Below are 20676 nucleotides of genomic sequence, written 5' to 3'. Positions count from 1 at the left end.
GGTTTTTTTAGTAGCTGTAACTTTTCAAGCGAATTTCAGGGGATCAACTTAGCCTAAGACAATGAATAAGATCGCACTGAAAATATTTAAGAAAATCGGGACGGTGAGATTGTTGGTGCGCAGGTAACTTAGGGCGAAAAGCCATCCAAAGGAGGCTTGAAGGAAAGCGGGCATGAACCAAGGTTGAAATTGCAATAAGGCGAATAAGAGACCACTGAGTAGCATACCTAAAACGATATTCAGGTGACTCTCAACCCGGAAAAAATAATTGAAGAAAAAGCCGCTAACCAAATATTGATTGACGATTGGCATCAAAATCCCACTCATGAGAATATTCAGCCAGAAACCCATGTCAACCACCTCGAAGCCCGTTGCTTCTTGACTGAACACTGGGAGTTTACCATCAACTTGAAGCCAGGCAATCAGTAAAGTAAGCCCACCTACCGCTAGAAACATCACGATCACGAAGCCAAAGGCATTGTTGAAAACGTCACTTAATGAATTGAGTCGATCGGAAAAGTAGCGCTTCTCCAAGTTGAATTGACGAATAAAAAAGAGTAGCGTCAAAGCCGCGATGCTAAAGAAAAGTAGTCCAAAAAGCCCGGATATTTTATTTTGGTCAAAGGTCATGTTGCGAAGCCAAGTGGTAACGATTGCTAAAGCAAAGAAGATAATGAAGCGGACACTGTTGCCTAATCGTGATGCTGGACTTTTCATTGTTTACCCATCCCCAACTTAATTGTTATCACCTAAAATCATACAATAGTCAGCGTCAGAATGCGACACTTACCACCATAATTAATGAAGAACAAAGATTTTGACCACGTTTATTGGGGCCGGTTGGCTGGTGGCACAATGGCAGCAGCATCAGGTTGTCGAACTGTCGAAATAGGCTAGGCGGGCTGCTTGTGGGGGGCGATGCGCTGAGCGGCGAGGTGTTCCTTAGGTAGTTTGAATATGGCGTAAATCATCGATCAGGAATTCATGGCCGTTGATCAGCACGCCAGCTTCTGTAAAGCCGGTCACGTTGCCGCTGATTTCTTCGACCTTGTCGTCGTTCAGCCGAATCGTATTAAGTTGCAGCGTCACAGTCAAATGTTGATTGAAGGCGGCCAAGAGCAACTCCGTTAATTCTTGGCGTGATTGCTGCGCTTGTTGGCTGACGATTTTCGTGGCTAAGTGCGCCTCTTTTTCCAGCTGTTGGGTATGGTCACTTAAATAAAAGCCGGCCCACTTTAGCATACCGCGGTCCTGATACTGCTTGAAGAAACTGGTCACCGTGCGGTCAAAATCCTCACTCATAACTGTTGCCGCCGTTATGACCGCCGACTAAGCCAGCGCGCTGGATCGCGGTGCCGCCTTGCATTAAACTACTGGCCTTGACGATTGTTTTAAAGCCATAACGTTGCCGTAATTGATCGACCACAAAATCCCGTCGGCGTCGTTGCACCTGTGTTTGCGTCGTTTCGAAGAAATTCAGTTGTTGACTGCGATCGGCACGCAACGCGCCATAACTGACGCTGAGATTGCGCAAAGGCGCCCCGTTCCAGTGAGCGCGAAATAGTCCCAGCACGACTTGAGTCAGTTCGGCGTTTAAATTAGTTGGGGTTATTTTCGCCTGATGGGAGGAGAAAGAACGCCCGGTTTTCGTCGACTTCTGCGCTTGACCCAGCGCGATCGTGACTAAGCCAGTTTGCAAGTGCCGCTTGCGGATACGCGCTCCAACTTGTTCAGCGATCTCCCGGAGGACGACCTCAATATCGGCGGCTTGATTGTAGTTGCGCGGTAGCACCTGCGAATTGCCATAACTTTTGCTGATGGGGTGGTACTTCTGAGCGATGATACTCCGATCGATCCCCCAAGCGGTGGCGAAAAGCTGCGCCCCAATGACCCCCATATTGGCTTGAAGGGCGTAGGGATCCGTGTGCGCTAGTTGATACATGTTGGTGATTCCCAGCTTGCCTAACCGAATTGCGGTCCGTTCACCGATTCCCCAAACATCAGTTAAGTTTTGAATCTGCCAGATCGTATCTGGCACCGTTTGATAGTGCCAAGTCGCCATTAGCGAGTGACTATGCTTGGCTTCAATGTCCATGGCCAATTTCGCCAAAAGCGGGTTGTCGCCAATTCCAACCGTGGTATAAACGCCGACTTTAGCGCGAATCTCTTGTTGGATCTTGCGGGCGGTTTCTTGCGGACTGCGCCCGTAAAGTCGCCAAGACTGGGTCAAATCCAGCATCGATTCGTCAATCGAGTAAACATGGATGTCTTCACGCGCCGCATATTTTTGAAAAATGGCGTTGATTTCCAAATTCTTCTTAATATAGAGATTCATTCGTGGCGGCACCTTTAATAACCGCGGATCATCGGGCAATTCGTAGTAGCGTGAAACATTGCTGATCCCATATAACTTCTTGGCCATTGGCGAAGCGGCCAGCACTAAGCCACCGCCGCCAGTATTGGGTGCTTGAGAAACAACAACTAGAATTGATTTAAGCGGATTGAGCCCGCGCTCCACACTCTCCACGCTGGCGTAAAATGACTTGCTATCGATCATCATGATCGTGCGGACAGGCTCCTGCTGATAATCGAACATGAGATGGCCTCCAAAATATACGAACATATGTTTGCTTTAATAACTCCAAATTACACCTTTTTGGCAGATTTTGCAAGTACCGATATTGTCAATGATGGATTCGATAGGATTAGAAGCAGTCGCTTGCTATTTTTGAATTGATGGGGAACGGATCGGTTGAGTCACTTGCGCCTGCAAAGCCAGCGCAAGTGACTCAAACAAACGCGGCAAAACCAAAAAATCACCACCAAAGAGTGATGATTTTTAGCGAGTTGCCAGGGACGATTATTTGTCGGCGGCGAGGTTTTCCGTGAAAAAGGCGGTGAATTTAGCGAAAGGAATCAAATCGCTTTGATCATATAGATCGGTATGTGTGGCGCCGGGGACAATGACTAATTCTTTAGGATCTGCTAGACGTTGATAAGATTCCTCAGCCATGTACCGGGAGTGGGCCTTCTCCCCAGTGACGATTAGCACTGGGCGCGGCGAGATTTGCTCGATGTGGGCCTGTAGCGGGAAATTATAGTAGCTGAGCGGGGTGGTAGCTGTCCAAGCGGCGGCGGAATTGATTGAGCGGGGATGGAAAGCGCGGCCGCGATAATAATTGAAGAACTCGGTTGTGACTGGGTCGGCATCAGCTGGTAGTTCTTCTGAGAACAGTTTATCCGCCTCAATGGGCTGATCATCAGCGGTGAAGGGTAACTCGTGGAGGCCTGGAGCCGGTTGCCCCTTTTCGGCGTCGCGCCAGCGTTGCTCAGCTAGCAATTGCTTTTCGATCGCGCGTTGTTTGGCTGTCTTGCTATGATTCAAACCAGCCCACATGGAATCGGCCATGTCGTACATAACAGAGGTGGCGACGGCTTTGATCCGCACGTCCACAGAGGCGGCGGTGAGGACATGGCTGCCCAGTCCGCAAATCCCTAAGGCGCCGATCCGTTCACGGTCAACGAAATGTTGAAGCCCGATGAAGTCGACGGCCGCTGAGAAATCCTCAACGAAAATATCTGGTGAAGCGACATTGCGGATCGAGCCAGAACTCTCGCCCGTCGTTGACTGATCAAAAGCCAGTGTAACGAAGCCGTTTTCGGCCAGCGTTTGAGCATACAAGCCACTTGATTGTTCTTTGACCGCGCCAAAGGGACCAGAAATCACGATGGCGGCGTAAGTTTGGCGCTCGTCAAAATGTAAGGGCAAATATAAATGCCCAGCTAAATTGAAGCCATAGCGATTATTGAAACGCACATTCTGGACGTCGATTTGGGGATTTATTTTGAAAACGCGGGTATCGTTCGCTAATTTACTCATGGGTGGGACTCCTTTATTTGTTTGGCAGGGAGGAAGCTTGACTAATTAGACGGTTTGTTCGATTGGACGAATGATCAACTCGTTCAAGTCAACGTTGGCTGGTTGGGTGAGGGCGAAGACCACGGCCTGGGCGATGGCGTTAGGATCGATGCCAATCTCATTTTCAGTTGAGATTTCTGCTTGCTGATATTCGGGATTACGGACGGATTTGTAAAGTTCAGTATTGACCGCCCCTGGGGAAATGAGCGTTGTCCGAATATGATTCTGATGTTGTTCTTGGCGGAGGCCTTCCATGATGGCGCGCACTGCGAATTTGGAGCCATTGTAAACGGCGTAGTTAGGGACGACCACGTGGCCGGCAACGGAATCAGTTGCTAAAATATGCCCAAACCCCTGTTTGACCATGATCGGTAAAACGGCGGCGATGCCATTCAAAACGCCCATCACGTTCACATCTAGAATCTGTTGCCATTCCGCACGGGCGCCGTTGATCAAAGGATTGACTGGCATGACCCCGGCGTTATTGTAGAGAGCGTCGACTTGGCCAAAGTTGCTGACAGCCAAGTCAACTAGGCTTTGGACTTCGGCAAAATTTGTCACATCTGTCTGTTGGATCAAAATCTGTTCGTGGGGAAATTCGGCCTTAAGTTGCTCCAGCCGATCGCGACGGCGAGCCCCGATCACGAGTTTGGCATGTTGCTGAGCTAATAGCCGCGTTGTGGCCGCGCCGATACCACTGGAGGCTCCGGTAATAATAACGACTTTATTTTCAAGTTTCATTCTTTTCGATCCTTTCTTGACTTGCTATGCCGCTGAGCTGATTGCAGCTAGTCAGCTGCTTGTTATCACTGAATTTGCAGGGATGTTGTGGCTAACGATCGCGCCAGCCATGATGATCGGCGCTGACCAACGTTGGGGCTGTCCCTGGGGATCCATCTGGTAGCCGGTGGTCAATAACATGGCGCCAGCGCCGATCTCGACATGGCTTTCAATAGTGATCAGATCCTGGTCGGCCAAGGTCACATTCTGCTCGATCAGTAGACAGCGTCCCAGTTTGAGATGACGCCCATATTCCGTATAAAATGGTAGCCGGATCTGACTAGTGGGATCTAACGGGTGACCAAGGATCTCACCTAGTAACTGCCGGATCTCGCCGGGACAAGCATAATCGTAATTTAAATGTTGCAATAAACGCTGATTTTGCGCGATCAGTCGGTCATCAAGATTGCTTTCTGATACTGCCAATATTTTCACCTGCCCTTGCTGGATCAACTGAACAAATTCAGTATAAGGGGACTTGATTTCAATGTAAAATACTTATAAAATATCGTTATAAATAACTTTTTGTTATATCTAGGAGGCGCTGTTAATGGAACTACGCGTTTTACGTTATTTCTTGGCCGTGGCGCAAACACGGAATATTACCCATGCCGCGCGGCAGCTCTTGATCTCGCAACCGGCCTTATCGAAGCAATTGGCCGATTTGGAAAAAGAATTGGGAACCACCTTATTCATTCGTGGACATCGCCAGATCACACTCACTTCGGCTGGAGAGTATCTCCAAGCGCGTGCGGTGGAGTTAGTCGGATTAGCGGATAAAACAATGGTCAATCTTCGCGCCGACCAAGTTATTAGCGGCGAATTAACCATTGGCGCCGGTGAAAGTCTAGGCATGCAGCGGATCATGCGGGTCCTCAGCCAGTTGACGCAAGATTATCCTGATGTGAAGATCCATTTGCGCAGTGGTAATGCCGCAGATACCGAAGCGCAATTATCCAAAGGGGTGCTTGACTTTGCCGTGATCATGGGCGAACGACCACTGGAACAATATCATTATCTACAGCTCCCGGAACGTGATCAGTGGGGCGTGGTCATGCGGCGAACAGATTCGTTGGCGCAACGAGCAGAAATTCGTCCGCAAGATTTGTGTCAGTATCCCTTAGTGCTCTCCGAACAAGCGGTAAACGCCCGTCGCTTTCAAAGTTGGTGGGGAAATCTAGGCCCACAAATGCAGATTCTGGGCACCTTCACCTTGGTCTTCAACGCGCAATTACTGGTGCGCAATAGCGGCGCTTATTTACTGACCTTCGATCACCTGATCGATACCTCTGCCCATAGCGAATTGGTCTTTCGTCCTTTAACACCACAGCTAACCGAACCAATTACTGTGATCTGGAAGAAAAACACCGTTCAGTCTAAAGTGGCGCAGTTGTTTGTGGAGCGGCTTCAAGCAACGTTGGCTTGAGTTGGTCGGGATTAGTGGTTCTTATTCTTGAACCTGCGCTTGATTGCGGGTAGGGTGGGTGTTGCGCGTGAGCGCAACCGGCTGGGACTGCTGATGCGGACTGGAACGTGGTGGGCGCTGTTTTGAGCCAATCCGCAAAGATCGCGGCTTGTCTCAAAATCAGGCCTTGTCCTAAGCGGCAAAGCCGCCAAGGACAATTTCACCACTGAGCCGCGCAGTCCCAGCCGGTTGCTGAACAGAATTGCGCCTATCTGCAATCGAAGTTGGGTATCTGACGAAGTGGTTTGGCAAGGTAGTGGTCAAACAACTGCTCCTTTTGAGTGGTATGGCAATGCCAACGGATTCCGGAAGTCTTGAAAGTGTGCTGGGAGTTGGTGGAGACGCAACCGCCTCAGGACGTTTGTCGTGGCTGGAACGCAGTGGGCGTCGTTTGAAGCCAATCCGCAAGCCCAGCGGCTTGTCTTCAAATCGAGCCTTATTCTAAGCGATAAATCGCTAAGAATAATCGGTTCTTTCTAAACTTTGGCGAAGACGTGATCAACACTGATATAGCAGCTTTCAAGACGACGAATAAATACTTCAACTAAATAAATTGGAGCGATAGGAAATAAATGGCCACATCAAGCCAACCTATTATTTAATGTTGAGTGTTGCAATTTCTCAAATTCTAGAAGCAAGGCTCTCGATTATCGAGAAAATTTAAGGCCATTCGCCAAACGTTAGAAAGAACCGAATAATCTCACCGCTGAGCCACACGTCCTGAGGCGGTTGCTAGGCAGAATTGAGCCTATCTGCAATCGAAGTTGGGTATCTGACGAAGTGGTTTTGCGAGCTAGAGGTCAAAACAATTGCCCATTTTTGGGGTGGTACGGAAACACCAACTGATTCGGATTAGGAGGTCGAGACACTTTGCGTAGGTTGAACATTTTTACTCGTTTCCCGAACGATTCATGGTTAGAAATCGGCTGATTCAGTTGATTCACTGAGAATCAGGCCTGTTCATCAAACAAACTGTACTGGTGTCACCAATTCAAGGATTGTAACCACTAACCACGGCCGTCAACTGCGTGGATCCCCATCAATTGGCGATAGCTTGCCAATTGGCGTGAGTGCTCAAACGACTGCTATAACGTTGAGCGGCTGGAGCGGAGAAATTCGGGGTGAGATCGCCGTGAAATTGTCCTTGGCGGCTTTGCCGCTTAGGACAAGGCTCAGCTTTGAGATTTTCGGCGCCCTTCCGAAAAGCTCAAAGTGACGCCCACAGCGATCTCACCCCGAATTTCGCAGCGCAAGCCGCGGCCAACATTGAAACGCGTCTAGCGTCTTCCGCTTAACTACTTCACCATCCCGCCGTAGGGCCCAATCCCCAGTTTTTCGCTTTTGCTCTTGACTTTTAACAAGTGGCTGGCTATGATAACCTTAATATCATGCCGATTCGGTCTAGAAAGTAGTAACTGACGTGGCGCGACAAACAGAGAGTGGTAGCATGCTGAGATTACCATAGTCGCGTATCAGTGAATGGATTCTAACGTAGTCAGCGGCGCAAGTCCTGACGGTGGTTGAAGCCTTAATTCAATCGAGTTGATCCTGAGTTAGCGGTTGCTGACGAGGATAATTTAGGTGGCACCGCGGAAGATCGTCCTATTGTAATTGGAATAGGACGGTCTTTTTCTATATCATCATGATAGGTTTTCCATGGCAACATCGAGGCAATAGGTCCAGCGCACATTAATAATTGGAGGTTTTCAAATGGCAAAGAAAGTTATTCTGACCGCAGATCGGCCGACGGGTAAATTACATATCGGACATTATCTTGGGTCACTCAAAAATCGGGTCGCCCTGCAAAATTCAGGTGAGTATCAAACCTATGTCATGATCGCGGATGTTCAGGCTTTAACGGACAACGCCCGTAATCCGGAGAAGATCCGGAATAGTTTGATCCAAGTGGCCTTGGATTATTTAGCGGTGGGGTTGGATCCGGCGAAGTCAACGATTTTGGTGCAGTCGCAGATTCCGGCTTTGAATGAATTGACGATGTATTATTTGGACTTGGTTAGTGTGGCGCGGCTTGAACGTAATCCGACGGTCAAGACCGAGATCAAGCAAAAGGCGTTCGGCCAATCGATCCCTGCTGGCTTCTTGGTTTATCCGGTTAGTCAAACCGCTGATATTACAGCGTTCAAGGCGGATACAGTGCCAGTTGGCGATGATCAAGAACCGATGATGGAACAGGCACGGGAACTTGTGCGGACATTCAATACCACGTATCAAACGGATGTATTAGTTGAGCCTCAAGGTTATTTCCCACCTAAAGGTCAGGGACGTTTGCCAGGGTTGGACGGCAACGCCAAAATGAGTAAATCGCTGGATAATGCGATTTATTTGGCTGATACCGCCGATGAATTGCGGCAGAAGGTGATGTCAATGTACACGGATCCTAACCATATTCATGTGAGTGATCCCGGTCAAATTGAAGGCAATATGGTCTTTACTTATTTGGATGTTTTCGATCCGGACAAGACGAAAGTGGCGGAGCTTAAGGCGGAGTATCAACATGGCGGGTTAGGCGATGTGAAGATCAAGCGTTACTTGAATGAGGTCTTGGAAACGGTCTTAGGGCCAATTCGGCAGCGCCGGGAGCAATATGCCCAAGATATTCCAGCGGTTTACGACATGCTCAAGCAAGGTAGCGCCCAGGCCAATGAAGTCGCCGAGCGTACTTTGCAAGAGGTTCGTGAAGCGATCGGGTTAAACTATTTTAAATAAAGCAACAGGTTCGGCAGGTTAACAGAGGTCCTTTCAGCATTAAGGCACATTCTGAAGTTTAAAGAGGTCAAGTTATGGCAAAAGAATTAGCGTCATTAATGAAAAACGAGTTGGCTGACGTGGAAGCGTCAGCGATTCTGCAATTTGATAAAGACATTTCCCAGATTCCTGGAATCGTGAAACTGACCCTGGGAGAACCGGATTTCAACACCCCCGACCATGTCAAAAAAGCTGGGGAGGCCAGTATTGCTGCCGATCATAGCCATTATACGCAGTCACCGGGGTTACCCGCCTTGCGTCAGGCCATCGCGGCTTTTCTGGCGAATAAATATCGGGCGCATTATGATCCGGAGACTCAGATCATTACCACGATTGGTGCATCCGGTGCTATTTATGCGTCGTTGACCGCGATTTTGAACCCTGGTGATGAAGTGATCGTCCCCATTCCGACATTTCCTCAATATTTACCGATCATTAAACTGAATGGCGCCACACCGGTGTATATCGATACGAGTGTGGATAATTTCGTGTTGACACCAGAGAAGTTGGCGGCGACCTTGGCGGCACATCGGGATAAGGTCAAGGCAATTGTTTTGAACTATCCGACGAATCCCACGGGCGTTACTTACCGGCGCGCCGAATTAGAGGCTTTCGTCGCAATTTTGCGGCAGTATGATATTTTCGTGATCAGTGATGAGATCTATAGTGAATTGACGTATGGCGCGCCCCATGTTTCACTGGGTGAACTCTTGCCAGATCAGACCTTGTTGATCAACGGCGTTTCTAAGTCGCATGCCATGACGGGCTGGCGCATCGGATATGTGGCCGGTCCAGCGGCGGTCATCGCCAAAGTTGGCTTGGTCCATCAATTGACGGCCACCGCGGCGGCGACAATGGCGCAAGAAGCGGCGCTGGAAGCCTTGCAAGCTGGCCCCGACGACGGGTTGAAAATGCAGGTCGAATATCAGTCACGGCGGGATTATTTGGTTCAGCAATTGAACGAATTGGGCTTTACGACGGCTAAACCGGCGGGAGCCTTTTATGTGTTCGCGCGGATACCAGAACGTTTCGGTCATGATAGCTTGGCCTTTGCTTATCGCTTGGCGAAAGAAGCGCAAGTGGCCGTCATTCCGGGTTCAGCCTTTCCGGCGGGAGAAGGATACTTGCGGATCAGCTATGCCGCCAGTATGACTAAGCTGGAAACGGCTTGCCAACGGTTAGCGGCCTTTGTCGCGGCTAATTGAGTGTTTGCTCTAAATCACAGACTCGAAATCAACTTACAAGGAGCGAGTAATCCTATGAAAATTCAAATGTATTCTGTTCGACCTGACGAACAAGCCGCCATTGAACAATGGGCCAATGCACACCATGCCGTGATTCGAACCACCACTGAACCTTTAAACGAAACCACGGTCAAATTAGCGGTCAAATGTGACGCGGTGGTGCCGGCGCAACATGGTGCGATCACTGCGCCTGTATACCGACAATTAGCGGCGCAAGGAATCAAAATCATCGCCCTGCGAATTACGGGCTACGATATTATTGATTTCGCCAGCGCTCAAGCCAACCAGATCCAAGTCACCAATGTCCCAGCTTATTCCCCTCGTAGCGTCGCGGAAGAGGCTTTGACGCACACCATGTTATTGTTGCGTCATTTGAAAGAAACTCAAATGCGCATGGTCCAAGGGGACTTCTCTTGGGGTGGCCTAGAAGCCTTTGAAATCCATAATTTGACGGTGGGCGTTTTAGGCGCTGGCAAAATTGGGGGCACGGTCGCGCGGATCTTTAAGGCGCTGGGTGCGCGAGTGATCGCCCATGATCTCGTCCAGCGGCCCGAACTAGCGGACACACTAGATTATGTCAGCTTCGATGAATTGCTAGCGCAAAGTGACGTGTTGACGATCCATACCAATTTGACCCCATTGACGACCAAAATGATTGACGCGGCCGCGTTGAAACAAATGAAGCCAACCGCGTTGTTGATCAATTGCGCCCGGGGACCGATCGTCGATCTAACGGCGTTACGCGCCGCCTTGGATGCCGGAACGATTGCGGGTGCTGGCTTAGACACGATCGAAGCAGAGACCGGGATTTTCGGCGTGGATCTGCGCGGGAAAAAGCACGACTTAGCCGCGGTCAACGATCTACTGGCACGACCTAATGTTTCCGTGTCACCACACATTGGCTTCTATACCGATCAGGCGGTGAAGAACATGGTAGAAACGGCCTTGAATGATGCGGAATTACTATTCCAAGGCCGGCCTTGCGCGCATTTGGTTAGCGGGGATTAACAACTTGGACCACTCTGAATAGAGCCACAGTCATGAGACGGTTGCTCGGCAGAATTGCGCCGATCTACAATCGAAGCGAAGAATTTGATGAAGCGATTTGGCAAGCTAGCGGTCAAAACAATCTCCTTTTTAGGGCTGGCACGGCAATACCAACGGGTTTGGATCAGGCGGCGGGACACTTTGCGTAGACTGAATATCTTTACTTGTTTCCTTAACAATTTCTGGATTGAAACCGACCGCTTCAGTTGATTCACTGAGAATTAGGCCTATTCATCAATAACTTGTCCCCGTTCATCAGACAAAATTGCACTGGTGTCACCAATTTAAAACTTGTAACCACTAACCATGGTCGTCAATGGCGTGGATCCCCATCAATTGACAATAGCCTGCCAGTCGGCGTGAGTGCTCAAGCGGCTGTTAAAACGTTGAGCGGCTGGAGCGGAGAAATTCGGGGTGAGATCGCCGTGAAATTGGTCTTAGTGGCTTTGCCACTTAGACCAAGGCTCAGCTTTGAGATTTTCGGTGCCCTTCCGAAAAGCTCAAAGTGACGCCCACAGCGAGCTCACCCCGAATTTCGCAGCGCAAGCTGCGGCCGACATTGAAACGTGTTCACCGACCCAGCTCCCTGCGCTTAGCTACGCCAGTGTTCCGGAAGCAAAGTACAGCTTCCAAAACACTGGCTAGGCTAATGCTCAGAAGCTGCCCAGGTCGACGAACGCTCTATTTTTTAAATGATCAGGCCAAGGTCGAGGACGCAATCGTTTTCGGCCTTTTCTGTTTCGTCAGGCGGTAACTTTTAGGCCTTTGGAAATTACCATAACGCCGTTACAAGCAAACGTAACGGTTAGGCTGAAAGGTAAGCTGGCGCTTTTTTATGGATTAAAGTATCCTTAATTATTCGGGCAAACCGCTTTCTTTTTTACAGTTACATGCTAAAATATGATACATGACATTAATACTGGATTTGCTCAATTACGGAGAGGAATTTATCTAATGAAGAAAAATAAAACAAAACAAGGGTGGCTAATTGGTCTAGTGATTGGACTAGTTGTGCTGATCGGCATTGTGGTCGGCATGTACAACAGTCTGGTTAAATCTGAACAGGCGGTCGAGTCTCAGTGGAGCCAAGTTGAAACGGTGCTACAACGGCGTTATGACTTGATCCCCAACTTGGTCAACGCGGTCAAAGGGAGCATGAAGCACGAAGATAAGGTCTTCAGTGAAATCGCCACAGCGCGGAAAGCTTATGGCAGCGCTAGCACCACTAGTGAGAAGATCAAGGCTAACGCCCAATTAGACCAATCTGTTGGCACCTTGGTCAGCGTGATTGGCGAGAATTATCCCAAGCTACAATCCAATGAAAATGTGCAAACTTTGATGACGCAGTTGGAAGGTTCAGAAAATCGAATTTCAGTAGAAAGACGGCGTTACAATCAAGCGATAGAAGCTTATAATAAGTCAGTTGCTACTTTTCCTAAGAATCTGATGGCGGGAATGATGGGCTTTGAAAAGAAGACTTACTTCAAAGCTGATACGAATGCCAGCAAAGCCCCGGTCGTTGATTTAGATGACTAGGGTGAGCGCGCGGAGCAAGATGGCGCGACAGTTTAAATTTTCAGGGTTATTCACGCTTGTTTTATTGGGCTTGTTCTACTGGTTATTACCGGCTAGCTCAGTTGCGGCGGCGCTACCGGCGAACCCTGATCAGAATTATTATGACCAGGTTGGTGTGCTGACAACGGCCACAAAATCATTAGTAACCCAGAAGAATGCGGTTTATGCGGCCTCAACGCAACGACCCCAGATCATGTTGGCCGTCATTAAAAGTACGGATGGCGATAGTATTGACAGCTACGCGCCGGACCTGTTCACCAAATGGGGTCTAGGTCAGAGGAGTCAAGATAACGGCGTTCTGATTCTGTATGCGGTCAATAATGGCCAGCGTAATGTGCGCATCGAAGTTGGTTATGGCCTCGAGGGTGAATTGACGGATGCGCTTTCCGGTCGGATCTTGCAGAAATCCAAAAGCAAGTTGAAGTCGAGCGACCCAGCGCAAATCAATCAAGGTTTGCAGCAAGTCTTCAATAGTGTTGCAACCGTGATCGACAAGAAGTACGATTTTAAAAAAGACAAGAATACTCTGACGAATCAAGAGTACCAACAACTGCGCCAGCAACAAAGCACTACCGGCGATTGGAGCGACCATCTGTGGACGATCATCGTGATCGTTGTCGCGGTGATTTTCCTCATGGGTGGCGGCGGCCGCGGTGGTCGTGGCGGTGGCGGTATGTGGTGGCTTTGGGCCTTACTCGGTTCGGGCAATCATAATAATCGTGGCGGCTTCGGTGGCGGCGGTGGTTTTGGCGGCGGTTCCGGTGGTGGGTTCTCCGGTGGCGGCGGCTCATCAGGCGGTGGCGGCGCATCGATTTAGCCAAGGGGTTCTAGGGGGATTTATTTTGCACGATTTAACAAAAGGCAAACCGATTAAACAGATTATCTACTTCACGATTCCGCTGCTGATCGGTAATATTTTCCAGCAGGTCTATACCTTATCTGATACGATCATTGTTGGGCGCACGATTGGGGTGAAGGCCTTAGCGGCGGTAGGGGCGACTGGGAGTTTGTCGTTTCTGATCATCGGGATCGCGCAAGGAGCGACCAATGGCTTTGCAATCATTGCCGCTCGCCGCTATGGTGCCGGCGATTTCAAGGGGATCAAGCGCAGTTTCGCGACAAGCATCGTGATCAGCGCGGGACTTTCTGCGATTTTGTCGGCGATCAGTATGACGTTTTGTGGACAGATCCTACGACTGATGCAAACGCCGGCGGATATCATCAATGATTCTTACACGTTTTTGGTGATCCAGTTTGCCGGGATCTTTATTATTGTCGCTTACAACCTGTTTGCCAATATGATCCGCGCCATGGGGGATAGCCGCACACCGTTAGTCTTTCTGGTGATCGCCTGCGTTATCAACATTGGCTTGGAATTATTGTTTATCGTGGTCTTTAAGTGGGGCATCGCGGGCGCGTCTTCCGCGACGCTGTTGGCCGAGCTTATTTCGGCCGTTTTGTGTTTGTTATACATTTATCGTCGTTTCCCGTTGCTCCAGATTCATCGGAGTGATTTCAAAATCTCCTTACAAGAGATCAAAGATCATTTACGCTTAGGCCTGCCAATGGGTTTTCAATCTTCAATCATTGCGCTGGGACAGGTGATCTTGCAATTGATGCTGAACACCTTAGGCTCAAACGCGGTCGCGGCATATACTGCGGCTGGGCGCATCGATGGGTTGGCGACCATGCCAGCCATGTCATTTGGGGTGACGATGGCCACCTTCGCCGCGCAAAACTTAGGCGCGCGTGAATTCGGTCGGATTCGGACAGGGGTACGGCAAACGTTGCTGGTTTCGGTGCTTTTCTCAGGCTTGACGGGCTTGCTGATTATTTACTTCGGCCGCCCCTTAGTTAATCTATTCATTGGCAACGGACAGCCCGTCGTGACCGCCACGGCGCAAACTTATTTCCACTTCAATAGCAGTCTCTACTGGCTGCTGGCGATCCTGTTCGTGGTTCGGTATACCTTGCAGGGCCTAGGTCAAAGTTTGGTGCCGACCTTAGCGGGGATCATGGAGTTACTGATGCGGGCCTTTGCCGGGTTAGTGCTAATTCGCCTATTTGGCTTTGCCGGCGCCAGTATGGCAAATCCACTGGCCTGGATCGGGTCGCTCCTGGTTCTAATCAGTTCGTACGTGCGAACGATGCGGCATTTGCGCAGTTTGGAACGCGAGCCCGAGCGGCAGAATGACTTGACCCGAACCTTACCTTGATTTTAAACTAAAAAGGACTGTTTCCCGATTTACCAGTGGGAAAAACAGTCCTTTTTTTACTTGCCGGTGGGCCAGCTTGCGTGGTTAGACGGCCGGGGTGGGCTATCCGTTTATCCGCCAATCCCAGTCCGGTCGCTTCTAGACCAGTCGATCTCAGTCCAGTCGATCCTAGTCCAGACTGGCTTAGTCCCGTTTAATCAGGCTGACCATTATCTTGGTCAAAGTAACTCAGGCTGAAGCGATCAGGAATGAAGCGACTTTGAGTATATTCAAACATTAAGCCATTGTCGCTGAAAACCAGGTCCTCCATTACACCAACGCAATTGTAGCTGCCTAGTTCAAGATAAGCGTAATCGTCTGGTGTCGCCGGCATGACCGTGAAACTCCGCTTAGCCGCGATGATCTTGAATTTTTCTTTGCGAAAGTAGTCGTAGATCGACCCAGCAACGATTTGCTTGGAAAGGGCCGGGACTTGATCGGCCCGGAAGAAACTGTGGTCCCAAATCATCGGATGCCCATCAAACACACGAATCCGATCAACCAGATAAAGAACCTCGTCGATCTCAAAAGGAAGTTCGGGGGCGTTCTCCGCGGTAACAATGATCTTCTTGAAATTCGCGATTTCGGTTGTCGCCATTAAGTGGTTGCTTTCTTTGATAGCCCGTAAACCGTTGAAACCGCGGGCGCCGAAAGACCAACGGGGACCGTTGAACGATTCCAGGATCACCACACCACTGCCTTTAACACTATAAACATAGCCACGGTCGCTGAGTAAGGCGATCGCGCGCCGAATCGTGTTTCGACTGGTTTGGAACTCTTGGGTCAAGACACTTTCTGTTGGTAGGGTATCTTGGTAGACTCCCGTGTTGATCCGCTGTTCCAGTTCTTGATAAATGTGATGAAATTTCCTTGCCGCCATCCTAAATCATCCTTTATGCGTTTATTTGAATTGAATCGCTTGATCGGACCAGCCAACGTCATTCGCCCCGTGCGCCAAGCCACTGGGCCGCCACGAAAACCATATTTAACAAAAAGTAAGTGGTTCCAATCAATAAGTCATGATAACATTGCTTGAATTTGGTGTCTAGTTGCGTTCAAGCGAAAAACCAGTTGTTTTATTAGAAACGCTGAAACCCAGCTCCCCGGAAAAATGGTTATTTTACCGGGAAAGCTGGGTTAACAACCCTAATCTTCTTGACAGCACTTGACCAATGTTGGCGCCAATTCTTGGGCTAATAACTGGCCGATTTTCGTGGCGCCGCTAGGTGAGAAGTGCAGGTGATCGCCACAATCATAGGCTGGCGCCAAGGTGGTCACATCTGAATTCAGGGCAACTTGACGCGCTAAGTCGAAAGCATTGGGCAAGGTGAGCAGGTAGCGATTGACGGTTTGCCGAATCGCTTCTTTCGCCGGCGTCCAGGAACTCACTTCGAAATTGCACGCGCCCTTGAATGGGGTGATCGTCAAAGGAATGAAACTGACTCCACGACGTTGACAAACCTGATAAAGCTGGCTGATCCCCCCGATCAGCGCAGCCGCAGTCGGCAGTTCACTTGGTGGCGCGCCGGCACCAGGATGGAACAAGTCATTGACTCCCTCGAGAAACACCACCACATCTGGACGGCTACAGAGCACATCACACATGAAGCGTTCTTTACCAGCTGGGCCGAAGCTGTCATTCCATGGCGATTGCGAGTCACCGGCGCGTAACAGGCGATTGCCGGAAATGCCCGCGTTGAACGTGGTGATTTGATTGGGATAATTCTGATAGAGTTGTTGCGTCAAGGCGCTGGTGAACAAGCCTTGATTGACCAGCGAATCACCGAAGAACGCGACGGTTCGCCGTGGTTGTGCCGTGGTCACTTGAATATTGTCCACACCATAGAAGTAGTTGCGCTCCAGCAAATTCGTGGCGCTGGTCACATTGACCAAGTAGTGGGCCAATGTACTGGCCAAGGAGTTGATGCGGTTGCGAGTATTAGTCGCCTGCAGTGCCAAGTAGAATGGTTGCCCCGCCCGGATGGGAAACTGTACAGGGTCACTCCACAAGGTTCGACCGGCCTCAACTAGCACTTGGCGTTGACCATTAAACGTGAGGTTGACGGCATCCTTGAGATCCGGGGTAGCCGCGATCTGCAAACCCTTGATTTGTAAGGGAACCTCATCGAAGCGATTATTGAGCTCAACACGCAATTCCTCCCCCGAGACATTGTGTTGATAGCACGTGATCTGTTGTGGCACTGGCCGATACGCTAAGTTGTGGAAATTTGAAAAGAGATGTTTCCAAACAATTGTTTGCGGCATCTACTCACCTCCTTGAAGGTCCAGGGTGGTTGACTTAAATCTGTTCCTCCGCCGGGATCGTGTCTTCCTCAGTCACAGTTCGCCGGGCTAAAACGCGTCCGTAAGCGTAGGTGGTTCCTAGGGAAATAACGAAGGCACCAGCCATGATCAAATAATGCCATGGCCAGAACTGCGCCGGAATGATTACGAAGGATAATGGGCCGCTTGGTCCTAAGGAGACTGCATACTCTTTGAAGACCATGATCATGGCGCCAGCTAATCCAGCGGTCGCGATCGAGCAAACGAAAGGATATCTGGCTGGAATCGTGACCCCAAACATGGATGGTTCTGTGACGCCGAGTAGCGCGGAAGTCCCCGCGGAAACGGCGATACTCTTTTGTTTCTTGTTCCGGGCCAGCATCGCCATGGCAAAGTCGGCGCCAGCTTCAGCGACACAGACGATGGTAATGATTGCCAGCATCGAGCTTTGTTGTGTGGAAGCAATCAGCTGGATATTGACGGCGATAAAGGCATAGTGCATCCCCGTGACCACCAGCGGCTCCCACAATAGACCGAACAATAACCCCGCCAAGATCGGGCTAGCGTTGAACAACGCCATGACGCCATCTGTGATCCAAGTGGCGATTTGGTTCATGACTGGTCCAATGACCAAGAAAGTCAAGAATGAGGTGATCAGGATCGCTACTGGCGCGACCACAATCAATTGGAGCACATCCGGAACGACCTTCTTCAACCACTTCTCTAGGAACACCAGCACCCAGGAAGCGACTAGCGGTGGCAGCACAGAGTTTTGGTAGCCTAATTTCATAATGTTAAGGCCAAAAATGTTCCAGTATTCTGGTTTGACCGCGCCTGAGATGACACTGGCCATTTGTGTGCCGGTCAGCAGCTCAGCGTTGATCAACACCAAACCTAGCAAGATCCCGAGCATCGGATTTCCGCCGAAACGCTTGGTTGCGGACCAGGCGACTAATACAGGAATATAGGTGAAGGCGGTATTGGCCACCATCAGGATCATATCGGCCAGACCTTTGATTTGCGGGTAGGTCACCACCAGCGCCTTTGGTCCAAAAATCCCAGAAGCGGTCAAAATATTGCCGACACCCAGCAAAATCCCGGCGCCAACGATTGCTGGCAGCAACGGAATGAAAACATCAGAGAAAATTTTGAGACCACGTTGGAGAAAGTTCTCTTTGGATTCTTCAACTTTCTTCAATTCTTCCTTGTCCGCTTGTTGCAGTCCTGTTTGTTGTTGAACAACATCGAACAGTTTATCAACTAGACCTGGGCCAATCACTACTTGGAATTGCCGCCCGGCTTTAAAGCAGCCCTTGACCAGGTCAACATTCTTGAGTGCCGTCTCATCGACCTTGCTCTCATCCTTTAATACAAAACGCAGACGGGTAACACAGTGAGTCAGTAGTTCAATATTGGCACGCCCGCCGATTGCCGCAACAATCGCTGTTGCCGCAGGTTGTAAATTTTGGGCCATTTTTCTCCCCCCTTGGGATAAACGCGACCAACTAGAAAAAATAAAGGCAATATTGAAAACAAATAAGAAAAATTGAATAAAGGGTTAAACAAGTAATATCACTTGTTTAAACAAATAATACAATCAATCGCTTTTCTTGTCAAAGAAAACGCTTTATTGTTTTCTAAAATCCAACCGACCGCGAGCTGGCAACGGTGCTGGCAAGTGCTTCCGTGCTGGTCGCAAACAGGTTGCCGCCCACAAAAAAACCGCCACCGCCAAAGAATTTGGTCGCGGTGGTTAGATTAACCAGGGGCCAGGCGTTAGCAGTAGTCGGTTTGTTTTGCGCATAAAAGAAAAAATATTTGGCAGAGATTAAAGGGGAAACTGCCGCGTTGGCGTATTTACCATTTAGGCGCTCAAAATCGCCTAAATGGATGGTTAAGGCAGATCGTTGCCAGCTGCTAAATAAAGATCATACCATTCTGTCCGCGTCAATTGAACTTGGTCCGCTTCACAGATCTCAGCCAGACGATGAGGATTGGTGGTGCCGGCGATGACTTGCATGCTGGTTGGCAGCCGCAAGATCCAGGCCGCCGCAACCGCATTGACATTACTGTCATATTTCGCGGCAAGTTTTTGGAGCATTTCATTCAGTTTCGGGAACTTAGGATTATTGATGAAGACACCTTCGAAGAAGCCATATTGGTAAGGGCTCCAAGCCTGGATGGTCATATTGTTCATGCGGGAATATTCATACAAGCCACCGTCATGATCAATACTGCGAGCGTCGGCCATGTTGGTATGGAAGCCAAAGTCGATCATTCCAGTGTGCATCAAACCAAATTGTAACTGGTTGATCACCAATGGTTGTGCCACGGCCTGTTGCAACAATTCAACTTGTAACGGGTTGAAGTTACTGACCCCGAATTCTCGGACCTTGCCTGCTTTTTGCATTTCGAAGAAGGCATCAGCGATTTCGTCTGGTTCCATTAAGGCATCAGGCCGGTGCAAAAGCAAGAAGTCAACGTGATCCAAGCCCATCCGTTCCAGACTTCCATCGAGGGCTTCGACTAAATGAGTCTTTGAGAAATCATATTGATTTTGACCAATGCCCGCCTTCGTTTGCACGAGAATATCATCACGGTTGATCGAGGAAGCGGCCAGCGCATCGCCAAAGCGACGTTCTGAATCACCACCACCATAAATATCCGCATTGTCGAAGAAGTTGACGCCATGGTCAACCGCCGTTTCCAAAAGGGTCACCACTTCGGCAGTTGTCTTCTCGGGGATCCGCATCAGACCTAGGGCGATTTCTGAAGCGTTGATGTTATCTAAACCAATACTAACTTGACGCATGATATAAGTTCCTCCTTATTAAGCGCGACTAGGAATGAGTAATTTAGCCGTGGTAATCACTTGTGTTTGAGCCAATTGCCTAAATTCGTTGTACCAATAACCCGCTTGCAGCGGCAATGTTTGCCGCAACGCATATAAAGTCAGTTCATATTGGTGATCTCGGTCAGGTGGCTGAGGTCCAGTATAACGCTGATTGGTGCGCGGGTCTAAATTATGCACGAGGCGCCCGGCGGTACTATTACGTCCCTGGACAAAGTCGCCGCCGATTTGGCTGGCATTCTCGGGGATCCGCGCCAAATCTGGCGCGAAATTGGCGGCCAGCCAGTGGATCCAAACAAATCCACCAACGGGCACCGCGTCAAAATCCAGCAAGGTCAAGGCCAAGCTGGCCGTACCCGCGGGAACATCACTGACGGTGATCTCCGGTGAGATTATCGGATAGCCAGCAATCATTTCGTTGGCGGCAGCGTATTTTCCATAGCGGTCAGGCAAATAACCCTGCGCTGTTAAAGATACTGATATTTTCATGA

General features: G+C 49.6%; 22 protein-coding genes. 10 read left to right on the top strand and 12 right to left on the bottom strand.

Translation table 11 applies throughout. The features are described 5' to 3' along the window. Window positions 1-48: 48 nt before the first annotated feature. The 6 genes from ACYVSB_RS00420 to ACYVSB_RS00395 form a co-directional block, all read right to left on the bottom strand. Window positions 49-717 (bottom strand): CPBP family glutamic-type intramembrane protease, encoded by a 669-nt coding sequence (locus tag ACYVSB_RS00420; RefSeq protein ID WP_125597215.1) that lies wholly within the window; start codon window positions 715-717, stop codon window positions 49-51. A 225-nt stretch (window positions 718-942) separates the two neighbouring features. After that, entirely contained in the window at window positions 943-1302 is a 360-nt protein-coding gene (locus tag ACYVSB_RS00415) for a hypothetical protein (RefSeq protein WP_125597213.1), read from the bottom strand. After that, window positions 1295-2596, bottom strand: coding sequence for a Y-family DNA polymerase (locus tag ACYVSB_RS00410; protein WP_125597210.1), 1302 nt, complete (start codon window positions 2594-2596; stop codon window positions 1295-1297). Before ACYVSB_RS00410 ends, ACYVSB_RS00415 begins: the two co-directional genes overlap by 8 nt. A 264-nt stretch (window positions 2597-2860) precedes the next feature. Then, the gene (locus ACYVSB_RS00405; protein WP_461217975.1) at window positions 2861-3880 is read right to left on the bottom strand and encodes an alpha/beta hydrolase; all 1020 of its coding nucleotides are present in this window, start codon (window positions 3878-3880) and stop codon (window positions 2861-2863) included. Window positions 3881-3925: 45 nt separating this feature from the next. After that, complete coding sequence (locus tag ACYVSB_RS00400; protein WP_461217974.1) at window positions 3926-4660, bottom strand: SDR family oxidoreductase; 735 nt, start codon at window positions 4658-4660, stop codon at window positions 3926-3928. Window positions 4661-4711: 51 nt separating this feature from the next. Continuing rightward, entirely contained in the window at window positions 4712-5125 is a 414-nt protein-coding gene (locus tag ACYVSB_RS00395) for an LbetaH domain-containing protein (RefSeq protein WP_461217973.1), read from the bottom strand. Between the two features lie 124 nt (window positions 5126-5249). On the opposite strand from ACYVSB_RS00395, the gene ACYVSB_RS00390 reads away from it, so the two are divergent. Next, complete coding sequence (locus ACYVSB_RS00390) at window positions 5250-6125, top strand: LysR family transcriptional regulator (RefSeq protein ID WP_125597199.1); 876 nt, start codon at window positions 5250-5252, stop codon at window positions 6123-6125. Window positions 6126-6136: 11 nt separating this feature from the next. Here ACYVSB_RS00390 and ACYVSB_RS00385 read toward each other — a convergent pair whose 3' ends face one another. After that, window positions 6137-6382, bottom strand: a complete 246-nt coding sequence (locus tag ACYVSB_RS00385) for a hypothetical protein (RefSeq protein WP_461217972.1) — start codon at window positions 6380-6382, stop codon at window positions 6137-6139. Between the two features lie 836 nt (window positions 6383-7218). On the opposite strand from ACYVSB_RS00385, the gene ACYVSB_RS00380 reads away from it, so the two are divergent. From ACYVSB_RS00380 to ACYVSB_RS00340, 9 genes are all read left to right on the top strand, one after another. After that, complete coding sequence (locus ACYVSB_RS00380) at window positions 7219-7380, top strand: hypothetical protein (protein ID WP_461217971.1); 162 nt, start codon at window positions 7219-7221, stop codon at window positions 7378-7380. Between the two features lie 494 nt (window positions 7381-7874). Continuing rightward, on the top strand, window positions 7875-8891 hold the full coding sequence (gene trpS / locus ACYVSB_RS00375) for a tryptophan--tRNA ligase (protein WP_125597193.1): 1017 nt from the start codon (window positions 7875-7877) through the stop codon (window positions 8889-8891). 74 nt (window positions 8892-8965) lie between these two features. Next, window positions 8966-10135 carry an aminotransferase class I/II-fold pyridoxal phosphate-dependent enzyme gene (locus tag ACYVSB_RS00370; protein ID WP_461217970.1) on the top strand — a complete coding sequence of 390 codons (1170 nt, stop codon included), beginning with the start codon at window positions 8966-8968 and terminating at the stop codon, window positions 10133-10135. A 54-nt stretch (window positions 10136-10189) separates the two neighbouring features. Then, window positions 10190-11182, top strand: a complete 993-nt coding sequence (locus tag ACYVSB_RS00365) for a D-2-hydroxyacid dehydrogenase (RefSeq protein ID WP_125597188.1) — start codon at window positions 10190-10192, stop codon at window positions 11180-11182. Window positions 11183-11463: 281 nt separating this feature from the next. Continuing rightward, complete coding sequence (locus ACYVSB_RS00360; RefSeq protein WP_461217969.1) at window positions 11464-11730, top strand: hypothetical protein; 267 nt, start codon at window positions 11464-11466, stop codon at window positions 11728-11730. Further along, complete coding sequence (locus tag ACYVSB_RS00355) at window positions 11705-11866, top strand: hypothetical protein (RefSeq protein WP_461217968.1); 162 nt, start codon at window positions 11705-11707, stop codon at window positions 11864-11866. The genes ACYVSB_RS00360 and ACYVSB_RS00355 overlap by 26 nt, the downstream gene beginning before the upstream one ends. A 309-nt stretch (window positions 11867-12175) precedes the next feature. Further along, the gene (locus tag ACYVSB_RS00350) at window positions 12176-12757 is read left to right on the top strand and encodes a LemA family protein (protein WP_125597185.1); all 582 of its coding nucleotides are present in this window, start codon (window positions 12176-12178) and stop codon (window positions 12755-12757) included. Between the two features lie 19 nt (window positions 12758-12776). Further along, window positions 12777-13613, top strand: coding sequence for a TPM domain-containing protein (locus ACYVSB_RS00345; RefSeq protein WP_125597182.1), 837 nt, complete (start codon window positions 12777-12779; stop codon window positions 13611-13613). Between the two features lie 25 nt (window positions 13614-13638). Further along, window positions 13639-15012, top strand: coding sequence for an MATE family efflux transporter (locus ACYVSB_RS00340; RefSeq protein WP_461217967.1), 1374 nt, complete (start codon window positions 13639-13641; stop codon window positions 15010-15012). Window positions 15013-15205: 193 nt separating this feature from the next. Here the strand turns inward: ACYVSB_RS00340 and ACYVSB_RS00335 are convergent, their stop codons facing one another. The 5 genes from ACYVSB_RS00335 to ACYVSB_RS00315 form a co-directional block, all read right to left on the bottom strand. Further along, a complete protein-coding gene (locus tag ACYVSB_RS00335) occupies window positions 15206-15931 on the bottom strand; it encodes a GntR family transcriptional regulator (protein ID WP_461217966.1) in 726 nt (241 codons plus the stop codon). A 266-nt stretch (window positions 15932-16197) separates the two neighbouring features. After that, entirely contained in the window at window positions 16198-17316 is a 1119-nt protein-coding gene (locus ACYVSB_RS00330) for a GDSL-type esterase/lipase family protein (protein WP_461217965.1), read from the bottom strand. A gap of 34 nt (window positions 17317-17350) precedes the next feature. Continuing rightward, window positions 17351-18808: a PTS transporter subunit EIIC gene (locus ACYVSB_RS00325; protein WP_461217964.1), complete on the bottom strand. Its 1458-nt coding sequence runs from the start codon at window positions 18806-18808 to the stop codon at window positions 17351-17353. 420 nt (window positions 18809-19228) lie between these two features. After that, window positions 19229-20146: an aldo/keto reductase gene (locus ACYVSB_RS00320; RefSeq protein ID WP_461217963.1), complete on the bottom strand. Its 918-nt coding sequence runs from the start codon at window positions 20144-20146 to the stop codon at window positions 19229-19231. 18 nt (window positions 20147-20164) lie between these two features. Then, window positions 20165-20674, bottom strand: coding sequence for a YbhB/YbcL family Raf kinase inhibitor-like protein (locus tag ACYVSB_RS00315; protein ID WP_461217962.1), 510 nt, complete (start codon window positions 20672-20674; stop codon window positions 20165-20167). Window positions 20675-20676 lie beyond the last annotated feature (2 nt).

This window comes from Lapidilactobacillus salsurivasis (assembly GCF_054785215.1).
The sequence above is the reverse complement of the archived record's forward strand: the minus strand, read 5'-3'. Positions and strand labels throughout refer to the sequence as shown.